The organism is Legionella shakespearei DSM 23087, assembly GCF_000373765.1.
Lineage (GTDB): Bacteria > Pseudomonadota > Gammaproteobacteria > Legionellales > Legionellaceae > Legionella > Legionella shakespearei.
Genome location: NZ_KB892382.1, coordinates 187,760 through 201,869, shown reverse-complemented (window position 1 = coordinate 201,869; position 14,110 = coordinate 187,760). Strand labels below are relative to the sequence as shown.

Here is a 14,110-nt window from a genome sequence, read left to right as displayed (position 1 = left end):
TTTTACTATTTTAAACAACCGCGTTATTCATCAATGCATCCTCTTTAGCATTGCTTTCTTCCCGAACCAGAGAAACCTCGGCAGGTGCTTTGGATTGCAGGGCTTTATTATAAAGAACGCTCAGATTTTTCACAGCATACATCCAGCTTAACGTGGTCGCAATAACAATAAACACCAGGAAGTGGGCGATCATGACCACACTGCTCGCGGCAGTAATGACCAAAATAAATCCTGAAATCATCCCACCACCCGCTTTACCAAAACTATTGCCAATCACATCGACAGCCGCCTTACCCTTCACCTTAAGTTCCTGATCCAGCGGGATGTAAGACATCTCTTTTGTAGGATCAAACAGTGAATATTTGGTTGCTTTACTGGCAACATTCTGTATCGCGCCCAGGATAACCGCCATAAATAAAGTAGTAGTACCAAAAAAGGCAGCAACAGGTTGCATGTGCCCCTCGAACAATACAAAGGCATAGAAAAATCCACCGGTAATCAGCAATACAGCCGGTGTCATTATGGCACCAGTGAACCAGCCAAATTTACGTACTATCCCTTTAAACATCATGATGAGGGTCATGGTGACAATTCCCGTGGTTACAGAAAATGCGCCCATAAAGGCATTATAATCATTAGGATTAGGGTATTGCTCTTTTAACATGCCTTTCCAAATGACTTCGATGAGATTGATTGAAATGCCATAGCCCACTATCAAAACGGCAATTAAACCTAAATATTTTGAAGAAAAGATATAGCGGAAACTGTCCACCAAAGACAGCTTGGGCCTGCTTGATTTTGTATTGACCAGACTCGCCGCTTTATCATAATACTGAGGATCAGTTAACACCTTCAGGTTCATCCAGCGGTACGTCATCATAATGAACACGCCAGATGCAATCACAGCGCTCATCATATAATTTAATGAAATACCCCATGCGTCCACCTCAGGCGGCAAGGATTCGCGTATGTCCGATAAATACTGGACAGTAAAACCGGAACACACCAGAGAAACGTTAGCGAGCAAACCAAACAATCCGTAAAAGCGTTTTGCTTCATTGGTACGGGTAATTTCATTCGCAAATTGCCAAAACAACAGGGAAATCATCACACTGCCCCACAATTCCGACATCACATAAAAGATGGAGTACATCCAGGTTCCCCACAACGGAAAAATGTGCTGAAAATGAGGATAAGCTTCCTGTAATGAACTTACTGTTTCCGGCGACGGATGAATCAATTCCCGGTTGGGGTACAAAATAAAGGCAAACACACCGAAATAGATAATAAACGAACTGACAAGGGTATAAAAAAGCTTTTCCCTGCTCATGATATTTGACAGTTTGGCATACAAAAGCACAAACAATATGGATGCGGGCAACACGAATCCAATTTTCAGAAAGGGTATCACTGCAGATCCATTGATGGATGCGGTAATCACTAAAGAATCTTTCGTGTCACGTAGAATAGTGTAATTGAAAAGGATGAAGAACATCATCAGCCCCATGGGCAGGAATTTTTTCAGCTCATAGGAATGAATAGGCCAGATTGCTCCCCGAATTCTGCCGAATTCAGGTTTTTCGTTCGAAATACCAGACATAATATATCCTTATATTATTGAGTCATTTACAGTTCTAAATCCTGTAGAACCTGTATTTATTGATTAATTCTTTATTAGTAAAACACCTCGCTGTGATTCTGGTCATTAATCAACCTATATCATGCTCTTTCAAAACAAGATATACATATTTACCCGTCTTTACATTTTTGAAAACAAGATTAACTATTCATTTAAATGTGAATCAATTTGCCTCTTGTGTGAGACATCACATTAGCTTATAAAGGAATAAAATCGGATTCATGGACGAGGAATTTAATTATGAAATTTAAAGCGATCTGCCTTTTATTTTCCATTTGGGGATTTACAATGCCGTGTTCGGCCACAGTGGGCGATACATCAAAATCTGCGATACACATCATGCTGATTGGCGCTCCCGGAGCAGGAAAAGGAACTCAAGCCGAGCGTTTAACCCAAAAGTACCATATTCCCCAAATCTCGACTGGGGATTTATTACGTGCGGAACTCGCAAAAGGCTCGCCCTTAGGCTTAAGTGCAAAAAAAACAATGGAAGCGGGTGGTTTGTTATCTGATGACCTTATTTTCGCCTTGGTCCGTGAACGCCTGAACCAGCCTGATTGCGCCCACGGATTTATCCTCGATGGTTTCCCCCGCACTCTAGCTCAGGCCAAAATGCTGCAAGAGGCACACATTGCTATTGATCACATCATAGACCTTAACATCGATGATCAGGAAATCATTAAACGCATGAGCGGCAGACGCATTCACCCCGCTTCCGGACGAGTATATCATATCGTTTACAACCCACCCAAAGTAGCAGGAAAGGATGACCTGACAGGACAACCCTTGGTACAGCGTAAAGACGATGAAGAACAAACCGTGAAAAAACGACTGGCGATTTACCATCAGCAAACCGAGCCTTTGATCAGTTATTACAAAAATGAATCAGCAAGGAATCCTGGATCAGCACCCCAACTGCATACAATCAGCGGCACGGGGAATGCAGATGAGGTGTTTAAAAAGATTGTCAGTGCACTAGATACGGTAACGCCATCCTGAACAGACACCACACCAAATCAAGGAGATCCTTCGCACCCAAAGACGTGCTCAGGACGACGTAGATCTGGGAATAGCACCGCTTTGTAGCCCGTATTAGGCGTAGCCGTAATACGGGAATGAGTTGATTGACACTTCGATCCCGTATTACGGCTGACGCCTAATACGGGCTACAAACTGGTGCCATGCCACATTCAGGAGATCCTTCGCGCAAAAAAACGCGCTCAGGACGACGTGAATTCGGAGGGAAGTTGCCCCGGAATAGCACAGTGCGTAGCCCGGCCTGCTCGCAGCCGGGATCGAAGTGGCACGTCGTCCTGAGCGCGTCTTTTTGCGCGAAGGATCTCCTGAAAGTGGCATGGTGCCAATATTTGGAGATCAACTTCGCGCAAAAAACGCGCTCAGGACGACGTGGATTGGGGTGAAGTTGCTCCGAAATAGCACAGTGCGTAGCCCGGCCTGCTCGCAGCCGGGATCGAAGTGGCAACAAGCTAATCCCCGTATACAAGCTTCATAGTATACAACCCCGGCTGCAAGCAGACCGGGCTACATAACCGACCAGTCACGGATAAATAACTTCATTTTATAAGTCATATCACCTACTGCCAAGGCATCCTGAAGCTTGAGAATATTTAAATCCCTCACTTGATACTTCTCCAGATTCAACCTGGGAAAATCATAATTGCGAATTCGATGTTGATATGGAAATTTTAATTTGTTGTCTGTAAATAAATTGAAACGGATCTTCATCTCTCCACTGTTCACTTTTATTTTCAAATCAAAAAAGCTTTCCCAGATTACATACAATAAATCCTCGTCTCCCTGACGTTCAATATATTGTTCCAACAGCAGAGACAGTACATTCAGTTTTGATACCAACTCAGTGCGTATGGCAATAAACTGAGTCATTATTGCAAGCTTATCCGCATCGTTACTGATCATGAGCTGATTTTTTTTATTAAAAGAGGCTGAATCTGTATTTTCTACAATAAATCCAGACCAATCCCCAGGATTGGCAGAATCAGGCAATCCTTTCTCAAGGCTTGAAATTAACGTTTTGAATGCCTGCAAGACCTCAGGTGCTGAACGTAAATCAACGTTTGGAGTCAGTTCAGAAAAACCGGACAAATCCAATTGAAATTGATAGGTTTGTCCTTGATAAGGCATAAAAATATGAATGGGATTTTCCGGTACAATATCCAATGCAGATTCACTTTGGTTGATTTCCTTACGCAAAAGCACTAATTGCTTTTGAAAAAGCTTATCCAATTCATAACGTTGATTGTCTGGCAACGATGCATCCGCTGCCTGTATTGCCAGTTCGCGCAATTTTAAAATCCTGTGATTCACTTGATACAATTGCTGAAAAGCCAGGTATACCAGATTTTTAGACTCTTTTTCCTGATCAAAAGAAAAAACAGCATGATCAGACGCCACAGCGGCAATACCCTGTGACATAAATAGCATCAATGAAAAGAAAATCATCCCTGATAGTTTCATTACAAAATCCTTTTAGAACGTTAAATTACCGGATCTGAGAACATTCTGATGAAGAGAATCACGGCCTCGCAGCATCAACATCTTTAATTATGCCGAAGATTATCAACCACGGCAAAGTTTGAATTCATTTGATGCCATGATATATTATCGACCTCTTTTCTCTATATAAATGGAATGCAAATGACTTCAAACGTACAACAAGCACCGACACCTGAAGAGTTCTCCAAAGCCATGAACTTTATTGGCCAGAATCTCTTGTCTACATTAATAAAAAGCATTCAGGAATTGCCTGCGCCTTTACGCAATAATGAAATGGTATTACAAGGTCTGGCAGCGTTTTTGAGCAATGTTATCCATAAGCAATGGCCTGATAACAAAGAGGCACGCAAGGAGACCTTGGATCGTTTTACTAAAATCGTTAACGCTCATCTGGCAAATATTGCTGAAATCGCTTAAATCAGGGCACGAGGGGTTGTAGCCCGGTCTGCTTGCAGCCGGGATTATACTGGCACGATCCTGGCTGCAAGCAGCTGACTCTTCTACACATCTCTGAGAACACAATCTGGTATTGACTCCAGCCTTCCTCGGCTTGTCCGAGGGCTCCATGGGTTCGGAGCAGAAAAACTGTCCCTGCCAGTATAACTGTTCCGCTTCCTGACGGTCGCGGCTCGGTTTTCGTGCGTTCGTATTAACATCATCGTGCACCGGAAACCGAGCCGCGACCGTCAGGAAGCGGAAAATTTGTTGCGGCACAGAGCATGATTTACTTCCCTCTCCGAATCGAAACCCACCCACCTGGATTACCCGAGGACAATGGTACGGAAAAAATATATTCTCAAAATATCTATAAAATTTTTTGAAATCAATAAATAATAGATTCAAAGTAGTGATAAACCCGATGCATCGGATCCAGTTCAATTACTGTGATCATCCAATAACTAGTACGGATTGAATTACATGATGACAAGAACCTTATTCTTGCGCAACATCAGGATGTCAGGGATAAAGAATTGCTTCTTTTGGGCACTGTTCTGTTTTCTTCTTTCCAACCAATGCCTTGCAGGCCGCGGCGAGGCCGATCTTGCTAAAAAAATAAGTGCCATTGAAAAAAAAGCCAATGTGATCATTGGTATTACCGCTGTTTTGATAGAAAAGAACAAGGTAATGAGTCATAACGGTAATAAACGCTTTTTCATGGCCAGCACGATTAAACTACCCATAGCCATAGCTTTTTTACACCGCGTTGATGAAAAAAAGGATTCCTTAAAACGAATCATTAAACTGGATTATAACAACTCAGTCCCTGGTTCTGGCTCTTTATACCATATATTCGAAAAGAAAAAGCTGAATATGTCGTCACAGCAAATAATGAATCATATGTTGATTAACAGTGACAACAGTGCCAGTGATACCCTACTCGATGCGGTAAATGGGCCGCAGTATGTCAATAAGCGTATGTCTGCCCTGGGATTTAAAAATATATCAGTCAACCGCTCCATACTTGAAATGTTTATGGATACTAATGACGTGGATCACTCCTATCTGGAAAAAAGGCGACCGGTTTATTCCTGGAAAAAAATCCTTAACAGCACCCCTTTAAGTAAGAAAGTCCTGGCCTGGAAGCGTTTTGAAAAAGATGCACGTGATTCAACCACCCCAGATGACATGGCTAACTTGCTGGTAAAACTCTACAACGGGGAAGCCCTGTCTGAATCCAGCACTGATTTGCTGATTAAAACCATGGAAAAATGCAGAACAGGTCGCAGCAGAATCAAAGGTTTACTGCCTCCCAATGTAAAAGTAGCACATAAAACAGGCACTTGGGCGATAGACGAAATGGATTATCTAAGATATCCAGGCTCTAAAAAACTGTATCGATTTGCCAGCGATGTGGGCATCATCACTTTGCCACACAACAAAGGGCATATCGCACTGGCTATCTATGTAAAATCACAATCTGCCAGTGATTATCCAAGAAGCCATTCTATAGCCTTGGCCAGCAAGGCTGTTTATGATCATTTTATGAAGCAGTGAGTTTCATCCTCTGGGAGCCGTGTCAGTGCATAGGCGTTTCCCCCAGAGCCGCGTTCCCCTGGAATAACGCCACCCTCGATCCACATCGTCCTTGATCTACGTCGTTCCCGATCCCATTCGTCCCCGATCCGATCTACGTCGTCCTGAGCGCGTCTTTTTGCGCGAAGGATCTCCTGAAATCAGCATAGTGCCAATATTTGGAGATCCTTCGCGCAAAAAGACGCGCTCAGGACGACGTAGATCGGGGATGACGGGGATCGGGGACAAATGGGATCAGGGACGGAGCGAGGACTCCGTAGATTCAGGCAAGAAGTCAAAAGTGCTTACCGACTCCATATTTCGAAGCTTTAATACAGGCTATAATCGATTTCTTCTCACCGAGAAGCTTTCGTGTTAATATAATACATTCAAACTAAAATATGACCCACATTATGATCATGCGCCTTACCCGTCTAAAAGAATCGTTTCCCTGGTTTAACGAAGCCTGGAAATCCTATACCCAATGCCAAACAATGCTTTGGTGGCCTTTAAGTTTTCTTTTTTTAACGCCGCTGGCTGTTTTAATTGTTTTTGGTGTCATCATTCCTTTTGGTTTAAATCATTGGGGCTGGATAACCTTTAATCATGCCTTGCTGAATTATCCTTATCTATTGATAGTCGCTGCGTTGATCTTTTTTGCTTTATTCCCCTTCCTTGACGGTCTGTATCAGTTGATTAAAGCTCATTTGGAAGGCAAACCAATAGATGAAAATACCGGTTTTCTCAATCTTTTGAATTCACAGTCCATGGGTAAAGCAATGGGGCCTGTTCTGGTGATGCTGATCATTCTGGAATTAATGGGTTCATTTTTCATGCCGTTTAAAATGCTTGCCCTGCTGGCTTATACCTTGACTATTTTTACTCCGGTTCTGCTGGTTAATGATCAGCAATCTGCCTGGAAGAAGAGCCTGGAATCCATGCAGTTTGTATTTAATAACAAAAAAACAGTTGCTAAAGTGTGGGGGTTACGCCTGCTTATTCTGCTGTCATTGATTGTTCCCTGGGTTTTGGTCGCCTGCACTGGCGGACACCCGGTCTTAAAAGTGATTACCCTGCTTCTGGCTATCCCTTCTTTTGGTTATATGCTGGTTAAAGTCTTGCCTTTTTATTTCTTTTACCCGGCTTATGTTTATGAGCAAATGAAGCAACGGGTTGCGTAATGAACTTGCTTGAGAATGTAGCCCGTATTAGCGAAGCGTAATACGGGAATATAGCCACTGCGCTCCCGTATTACGCTTCGCTAATACGGGCTACGACCTCTACGACCTCTAAAAATCCCTGATGATCACATGTTCCTTTAACAGCTTACAAGTATCCAGGATCACTCTGATGCACGCATGATGATCCCCATGATAATCTGAATAAAAATCCACAAAGACATCATGATGCTCTGAATTAAGCATGCAGTTAGTGGAAGTAGTTGCGGCAATGTATTTTGCATCGTAGATTTTTATTTTATAAATGTTACTTCCCTTTTTGTATATGTCACAGGAAGCAGTCTCATTGCTCTTAAAAATTGTTTGCAGAAAAACCGCATTGAAACAGGGACAGGCAGCAAATAAGCTTGTGCCATACAAAAATAACACTGCAAAAAACAGAGTGCCATAAGCTTTTTTTATGGTCTTCATAAGTTCTCTGATTTATGGGAGTTTTGTATAATTGTAGACTATTAACCTAATCCTGGGAAAAGTAAGTGAGTGATTGATCTAAATTATTTTATAAGATATTTTAGGATCCTGGCTACTCAATTTAGTTACAGAATCAATTGGAAGAATATTAATGAATAAAAAATGGACACGCCTTTCTCTGGCCCTGGCTCTATGCGGAACACATGCATTTGCTGGCGACATGGGTTATGTACAACCAGCTGACTGGACTGGTTTTTATGTCGGTGCCAATGCAGGATATACCTGGTCGGCAAATAATAGCTTACATAATATCAGCCGCGCTTCTTACGCAGATCCCTCTTTTCTTCCTCTCTCCCAGATAAGAGCTACAGCAATTGCTCTTGTCACTACTAATCGTATGTTTACTTCAGACAACAGTTTCATGGGTGGTGCACAAATTGGTTACAATTCTCAATTTTCTGATCATCTGGTGATAGGGATTGAAACTGACCTGGATGCCCTTCGTTTTGACAGCAGCACGGCACGCACTGATACGGTTTCCAGTATTGGCACTTATACTTCAAACGCCACAATGACCAAGAAGCTCAATTACCTCGGCCTTTTAAAAGGACGTTTGGGTTATCTTGTCACTCAGTCATTCCTGATTTATGGTTCTGGAGCCTTCGCATATGGCGGAGCATCGCTGGCAACAACCTATTCTGTTACCAATAGCCAACCTAATCTGTTACCCATCTATGCAGAAACGAATAAGAACCGGATATTAGGTGGATGGTCAGCAGGTGCTGGTGCGGAGTGGATGTTCACCCCTTGCTGGAGCATGAAACTGGAATACCTCTATTATGATTTGGGAAGCATGCATACTTATTTGAATCTTGGCCAAAGCCTTGCTGCAACTCCTACCACACTCTACGCCGGTGCTGTTGTAGAATCTCAGGCTAAATATACGGGCAATGCTGTTCGTCTGGGTATCAATTACCATTTCGCATAAGTAATAATGGGTTGAGGCCACGCTTCAACCCTTACATCATTTATCATTCCTGTATTCTCAATCCAGTTTTAATGCGCATAAATTTGATAATATTATAAACATTAAATATAATTAGTATACAATTACGCGCGGAATGATAATCATGGCCAAAGGTGATGAAAAGGATGTTCCTCTTTCTGAGGAAGAGCAGAAAAAGGAAAGGGAACGGTACAAGCAATTAAAAGATCGTCCATTAGGACCTAAAGGAAGAAGATTACCTACGCGCCATGGCCATACTCCTGAACTTTCCAAGCCAGATGATTTAACCTTAAAACAATTAGAGTTTCTGCAGAATATTCATCACGAAATTAAACACAAAAACTGGCAACTGGGAAAACTGGGCGGAATGGAAGTTCGTGTTGATAACCAGACAAAACTCATGCCTCATAATGCAGCACGTATTTATGACTTGAGTTCTAAGGCAGACAGCCATAAGTTATCAGAAATTCAAGGTTTGTTCATGAAAGTAAGCCAAATCTTGGCAGAAACCCAGAAAGAGCCCTGGTGGAAGCGTGTATTGGATAAACTCGATTTTTTAAATTTATTTGCGCGCAGTAATGATACCAGCGAGTTTTATAAAAAATCCCATGATCTTTTTTTTAAAGCAGAGGCGAAGAGCAAGGGAACTGAAGAGCACTCATCTGAAAGCGTCAAAGGATTACCACCTCAAAGTTAACGTGAGTTTCGGATAAGAAGCTTGTTTTATCCAGTCGTTACTTCGATGCCGTTCGGGCTGAGGAAGCGCGATAGCGCTGTCTCGAAGCCTTGGCATGGTGCTAAGGCTTCGAGACGAGGCTACGCCTCTCCTCAGCCCGAACGGCATCGAAGTAACGACTGGATAAAACAAGCTTCTTATCCGAAACTGACGTTAAAGTTAGCGGCATTTGGATTTGTAGCATGTAATACAGTGCCTGCGTCTTCCCGGCTGCAAGCAGACCGGGCTACACGTCCTGTACTAACCCATACGCTCATACACGCAATTCAATTTACCCGACTGAAAGTCTTCAAAGCCTGAAAAAAGTGCGTGGTGGGTGTTTTGGATGAATAAACGATTGTTATTCAGGTTCAGCGTTAATTGGCTAAGGGCCAATTCAAAGCTGTTATAGCTATGCCCCCAATGCATCATTTTTAATTTAAGGCTTTGGCTTTGACCATCCCAGTCAGCGATGTATTTTTCCTGATAAACCATATCCAGGTTCAAGCGATCATTGCTTGATACCCCATTAAACATAAATTTCAGTTTCTCATTATCAAAAATCAGGCTTAAGCTGTCGGCTGTTTGTTGAATGGTGAAACTGTTACTGTTGGCATCCCCATCACATCGCCCTATCCATTTGCCGGAAAAATCCACTTCAATTACAGATTTATTTAACAGCTGATTCTTTTTTACCGTATTATAATCAGGAATAAAGGATGGCTTGGCAAAAACTGACATAGAGCATCCCAGAACGACTACCAATGCGATTGATTTTTTCATCATATTATCCTTAATATTAAGTTCAGGTCTAACGAAAATCTCCGTCTGCCAAACACTCACCCTACCAAGAATCACGTCGTCCTGAGCGCGTTTTTTTGCGCGAAGGATCTCCCGGTATTGGCACCATGCCGATTTCAGGAGATCCTTCGCGCAAAAAGACGCGCTCAGGACGACGTGGATTGGAGAATGGCAGAAGAGACAGTTGCTTGCAACCGGGCTACAATTTTCGTCATCCTGAAGAATTATTCTCTCGCATCATATACAATATCCCCTGACTCTAAAACTGTTTTCAAAAAAATGAATCGAAAAGCTTTACTGGTTGTGGTTGCATTGGTTTTCCTCGAGTGGCTGGATTTCAGCTTGTATTTGTATCTGGCCAAGTCGGTTTTTTCCCATGAGTTTTTTCCACCTTCACACTACAGTTTGCTTTTGTCTTTCGCACTATTTGCTGCGGCATTTCTGGCACGCCCTTTAGGTGGCTGGTTCTTTGGCCGTTCCGCAGACAGCTATGGCAGGAGAGCACCGCTCATCTTTTCCGCAGCGACCATGGGAACAGCAACCATTGGCATAGCACTGCTGCCGGGATATAGCACTATAGGCCTGGCTGCCACGTGGGGATTACTCCTGTTGCGCATAGCTCAAGGTTTGGCCTTAGGTGGCGAAATGAATAACTCAGCCATGTTTCTGGTCGAGCATCACGCCAATAAACCTTTAATTGCCGGAAGCTATGTTGCAGCCAGCGGCGCTGCCGGAATGTTTGTTGGTGGTGCCACTGCCGCAATTCTGCAAAGCATGCACAGTGATTGGTTATGGCGAGTTGTTTTCGTTGCAGTAGGCCTGTTGTCGCTCCGGGTGTGCAGTTTACGCAAAAAACTACAGGAGTCGCCTGAATTTACGGCGAACCGAACCCCTGTCAGGGACATACTCCGTGAAGAATGGCCTGGCATTATCAATATTGCTCTGGTGGGTACTTTTGTCAGTGTAACGGTATACATCTGCAATGCGTTTTGGGTGTCCTATACCATTGACCTTAAATTTTGGTCGCCAGCACACTGCGCCTGGGCCGGATCTATTGCACAATTGCTTTCGGCTTTATTAGCCCTGCCCATTGCACGTAAAGTATCGGCAGCCAAAGCCACCTTTTTATTACATGGCAGTATGATGGCCGCGTTTTTTGGGGCCCCGTTACTCTTTCTGTTCACTGCATATGCGGTCATACCTGGTGTATTGTTAGGGCTTGCCCTTTACATCCTGAGTAATGCCTTACTCTGTTCTGCCCTGTATTATTTTCTCTATTTACAACTCCCCGCCAAATACCGTTGCCGTGGCGTCTCCACTGTATGGGCGCTTTCAGCCAGTATTGGGGCGGTGAGTTTACCGCTGGCCGAACAGGCTAACCTGCATCAAATGGTTTGGCTGGCACCATTGTGGGTCAGCTGTGTTGCCTTGATGAGTTTTATCTTATTATCACGTGGCTTTTTAAGGGCTTGGAAGGCTCAGACGCCCTCTGGCGTGCAGAACGTTATCACTTAAACTCTCATCAAAATCAAAGGACTGTAAAATAGACAGTAAATGAGGATTGGAATCCATAAACTCGATGAGCAGGCCTGCTGTATCATTATTTTCAGGATAACGCACATTAGCGCGCACCATTAGTATGCATTCATGATGCTTCTTATTGATTTCCGACTCAATTGCACTCACTTCATCTAAGGTAGCAGCTTCTTCCAGACGTGTTCTAAAATCATTTTTTTGGAGATCCAAATATTCACTGTCTGATTTTAAAGCCTTTACATCTTGAATGTAGTTCATAGCCACACGTTTCTCGCCCTCAGAAAGCTTTTCATAAAGTTGTTTCTCCAGAATCCTTTCTTTTGCGTGCATCACTTTATCTAATATATTTGAATCATCTGATAAAAAGTTCAATAAAGTGATAATGCTCTCTGCGTGAGGGGCATTTTGAATGCGCTGTCTGATAATCTTTATCACATCTTCATCACGTGACAGGAGTCCGCCTACGGCACGGTCCACATGAATGATCTGTTTTACGGCTTGAAATAATTCTTCCTTTGATTTAGCTGAATCAATCTCTGCTTCAAGCACACCCAATTCTTTGGCATACTTATTCGCCTCAGCATCTATCTGATCCAGTTTGTTAATGATGCCTTGAGCTTGTAATTCTTTGTCTTGAGCAAGCTTGTCAATTGAAATTGCCATCTTCATGTTCCTCATTTTAAACTTTTTACCACAATCGATAAATTTTTAAACTGTTATATTACTGACTCTTATTGAGACTGGTGCCTTCCTGATTGGTTTTACCAGGCTCTGGTTTTTCAGTTGTACTCTTTTTCTTTTTTGAAAACAGAGTGACGCCTTCTACGTTCGCTTTAGCACGTCCTTCTATCTCTTGTACAGCAGCTTTAACAAATCCACTTTGTGTTGATTTTGTCTCAGTTCTATCATCTGGCTGCGTACTTGCAGCCAAACTCTCTTCTTGTACGTCAGTTTCAAGAGTTTCTTCCCTCTCGGGAATTACTCTTGCCTTAGCATGACTCATCATTGATTTTTTAGCCAGCTCAACCGATTTCACCACGCTGGTAGCCCAGACCGGAACATCAGGAACTTCTTTTCCCAAAGAGTCATCCATACTCATCACTTGTGGAACCACTGGATTTTTAGAACCTTCAACCTGGCGAGTGGAAGCAATTTTTGAGTGAAGCCCCCTGCTCCCTCCAATCTTACGATAAGCTAATAATTCTTCATATTCCTTTTTAAGCTTGTTTATTGAACTTGTAAGTTGTTCTGAATCCTCATCTGACTGAAGTGATAATTCAATTACCGTTCGTGCACTTTCAAAATCAGCTTTCAATTCAGCAGCATCAATTCTGCACGGTTCTTGCATTCCTCCGAAGAGATCCAGTTCAATAAGATCGGCCGGAATGAGTTTTTGCGAAGGACTGCTAAAATATTCATCTTCTTTTGACGGTTGATCACCTACTTTAGCAGTCCAGTCCATGTAAAATGCCTTGAATTGGGTACACAGCTTTTCAATTTCGCCTTTTACAAAAAATGTATCAGCTACTTCACTTCTGCCTAATGCTTCCAAATGTTCTCTGAAATCGTCTGGAGTGTAGTGCATGCCAGTCATCAAGCGATAATGATTGTGATTATGATCCGATTCGCTTTCCAGATGATGCATTAATTTAATATGTACTGCATTGCTACCACGGTAATAGTAGTCGCATCCATTCTTAACCTCTTTATGAGCCAGGGCTGCAGCATTATAAAGTTGATCACGAAACTCCTGAGGATATTGATCCATAGCTCCGGGTGCCCAGAAATACCAGGTCAGACTACCGCCTTTAACTTGTAAAGCAATATTGACTTTGAGAGTTTCACCTTCATCTTTCATTTGATAGACGGTACCCTTGGTTAAACGAAACTTCTCTCCAAGTTCTCTATATTCTGCTTCTTTTTTTCTATATTCGGCATTATTTTCAGCCTTTACAAGCACTTGCAGTTCTCTGGCATGCTCCGTATTGGTATATGATGTGAGCTTTTTGACCTCATGATCTTTTGTAAGGAAAATAAAAAATGGATTTGGCATAGCGCTCATCCTCTCATAGGATATAAAGATAAATAGTGACTATTTTTATTTAAATATAGACCATAAGATCTTTTTTTCAACATTATGTGGTTTTTTTATCTTTAACTCAGAGAGATAGCCCGGCTGTATGCACCTGGCTCTTCTACACCTCTTTACTTATATT

At 42.6% G+C, this 14,110-nt stretch carries 13 protein-coding genes; 7 read left to right on the top strand and 6 right to left on the bottom strand.

From position 1 onward, the window contains the following. Nucleotides 1-10: 10 nt before the first annotated feature. Nucleotides 11-1,600 (bottom strand): Npt1/Npt2 family nucleotide transporter, encoded by a 1,590-nt coding sequence (locus tag B094_RS0102030; RefSeq protein ID WP_018576123.1) that lies wholly within the window; start codon nt 1,598-1,600, stop codon nt 11-13. A gap of 327 nt (nt 1,601-1,927) precedes the next feature. Here B094_RS0102030 and adk point away from each other — a divergent pair, with 327 nt between their 5' ends. Next, on the top strand, nt 1,928-2,638 hold the full coding sequence (adk, locus tag B094_RS0102025) for an adenylate kinase (protein ID WP_248619517.1): 711 nt from the start codon (nt 1,928-1,930) through the stop codon (nt 2,636-2,638). 543 nt (nt 2,639-3,181) lie between these two features. Here adk and B094_RS0102020 read toward each other — a convergent pair. After that, nucleotides 3,182-4,135 (bottom strand): hypothetical protein, encoded by a 954-nt coding sequence (locus B094_RS0102020; RefSeq protein WP_018576121.1) that lies wholly within the window; start codon nt 4,133-4,135, stop codon nt 3,182-3,184. A 180-nt stretch (nt 4,136-4,315) separates the two neighbouring features. On the opposite strand from B094_RS0102020, the gene B094_RS0102015 reads away from it, so the two are divergent. The 3 genes from B094_RS0102015 (at nt 4,316) to B094_RS0102005 (ending at nt 7,368) form a co-directional block, all read left to right on the top strand. Then, nucleotides 4,316-4,591, top strand: a complete 276-nt coding sequence (locus tag B094_RS0102015; protein WP_018576120.1) for a hypothetical protein — start codon at nt 4,316-4,318, stop codon at nt 4,589-4,591. Nucleotides 4,592-5,092: 501 nt separating this feature from the next. Then, nucleotides 5,093-6,169, top strand: coding sequence for a serine hydrolase (locus tag B094_RS0102010; RefSeq protein WP_018576119.1), 1,077 nt, complete (start codon nt 5,093-5,095; stop codon nt 6,167-6,169). 419 nt (nt 6,170-6,588) lie between these two features. Then, complete coding sequence (locus tag B094_RS0102005) at nt 6,589-7,368, top strand: hypothetical protein (RefSeq protein ID WP_237762301.1); 780 nt, start codon at nt 6,589-6,591, stop codon at nt 7,366-7,368. A 108-nt stretch (nt 7,369-7,476) separates the two neighbouring features. Here B094_RS0102005 and B094_RS0102000 read toward each other — a convergent pair whose 3' ends face one another. Further along, on the bottom strand, nt 7,477-7,836 hold the full coding sequence (locus B094_RS0102000) for a hypothetical protein (protein WP_018576117.1): 360 nt from the start codon (nt 7,834-7,836) through the stop codon (nt 7,477-7,479). A 151-nt stretch (nt 7,837-7,987) separates the two neighbouring features. On the opposite strand from B094_RS0102000, the gene B094_RS15525 reads away from it, so the two are divergent. Then, a complete protein-coding gene (locus B094_RS15525; RefSeq protein WP_018576116.1) occupies nt 7,988-8,824 on the top strand; it encodes an outer membrane protein in 837 nt (278 codons plus the stop codon). A 142-nt stretch (nt 8,825-8,966) separates the two neighbouring features. Beyond that, nucleotides 8,967-9,539, top strand: a complete 573-nt coding sequence (locus B094_RS0101990; RefSeq protein WP_018576115.1) for a hypothetical protein — start codon at nt 8,967-8,969, stop codon at nt 9,537-9,539. Between the two features lie 279 nt (nt 9,540-9,818). Here B094_RS0101990 and B094_RS0101985 read toward each other — a convergent pair whose 3' ends face one another. Further along, nucleotides 9,819-10,343: a hypothetical protein gene (locus B094_RS0101985; RefSeq protein ID WP_155823487.1), complete on the bottom strand. Its 525-nt coding sequence runs from the start codon at nt 10,341-10,343 to the stop codon at nt 9,819-9,821. Between the two features lie 294 nt (nt 10,344-10,637). Between B094_RS0101985 and B094_RS16385 the strand changes: the two genes are divergently transcribed. After that, on the top strand, nt 10,638-11,873 hold the full coding sequence (locus B094_RS16385; RefSeq protein WP_162263948.1) for an MFS transporter: 1,236 nt from the start codon (nt 10,638-10,640) through the stop codon (nt 11,871-11,873). On the opposite strand, the gene B094_RS0101975 is transcribed toward B094_RS16385, so the two are convergent. Both B094_RS0101975 and B094_RS15515 read right to left on the bottom strand, forming a co-directional pair. Continuing rightward, nucleotides 11,820-12,557 (bottom strand): hypothetical protein, encoded by a 738-nt coding sequence (locus tag B094_RS0101975; RefSeq protein ID WP_018576112.1) that lies wholly within the window; start codon nt 12,555-12,557, stop codon nt 11,820-11,822. The genes B094_RS16385 and B094_RS0101975 overlap by 54 nt on opposite strands. 58 nt (nt 12,558-12,615) lie before the next feature. Next, nucleotides 12,616-13,947 (bottom strand): hypothetical protein, encoded by a 1,332-nt coding sequence (locus B094_RS15515; RefSeq protein WP_018576111.1) that lies wholly within the window; start codon nt 13,945-13,947, stop codon nt 12,616-12,618. Nucleotides 13,948-14,110: the final 163 nt, after the last annotated feature.

Excerpts from the sequence above, each read along its gene's own strand:
- B094_RS0102030 (WP_018576123.1), bottom strand. The coding sequence starts at position 1,600 with ATGTCTGGTATTTCGAACGAAAAACCTGAATTCGGCAGAATTCGGGGA.
- adk (WP_248619517.1), top strand. The coding sequence starts at position 1,928 with ATGCCGTGTTCGGCCACAGTGGGCGATACATCAAAATCTGCGATACAC.
- B094_RS0102020 (WP_018576121.1), bottom strand. The coding sequence starts at position 4,135 with ATGAAACTATCAGGGATGATTTTCTTTTCATTGATGCTATTTATGTCA.
- B094_RS0102015 (WP_018576120.1), top strand. The coding sequence starts at position 4,316 with ATGACTTCAAACGTACAACAAGCACCGACACCTGAAGAGTTCTCCAAA.
- B094_RS0102010 (WP_018576119.1), top strand. The coding sequence starts at position 5,093 with ATGATGACAAGAACCTTATTCTTGCGCAACATCAGGATGTCAGGGATA.
- B094_RS0102005 (WP_237762301.1), top strand. The coding sequence starts at position 6,589 with ATGACCCACATTATGATCATGCGCCTTACCCGTCTAAAAGAATCGTTT.
- B094_RS0102000 (WP_018576117.1), bottom strand. The coding sequence starts at position 7,836 with ATGAAGACCATAAAAAAAGCTTATGGCACTCTGTTTTTTGCAGTGTTA.
- B094_RS15525 (WP_018576116.1), top strand. The coding sequence starts at position 7,988 with ATGAATAAAAAATGGACACGCCTTTCTCTGGCCCTGGCTCTATGCGGA.
- B094_RS0101990 (WP_018576115.1), top strand. The coding sequence starts at position 8,967 with ATGGCCAAAGGTGATGAAAAGGATGTTCCTCTTTCTGAGGAAGAGCAG.
- B094_RS0101985 (WP_155823487.1), bottom strand. The coding sequence starts at position 10,343 with ATGATGAAAAAATCAATCGCATTGGTAGTCGTTCTGGGATGCTCTATG.
- B094_RS16385 (WP_162263948.1), top strand. The coding sequence starts at position 10,638 with ATGAATCGAAAAGCTTTACTGGTTGTGGTTGCATTGGTTTTCCTCGAG.
- B094_RS0101975 (WP_018576112.1), bottom strand. The coding sequence starts at position 12,557 with ATGGCAATTTCAATTGACAAGCTTGCTCAAGACAAAGAATTACAAGCT.
- B094_RS15515 (WP_018576111.1), bottom strand. The coding sequence starts at position 13,947 with ATGCCAAATCCATTTTTTATTTTCCTTACAAAAGATCATGAGGTCAAA.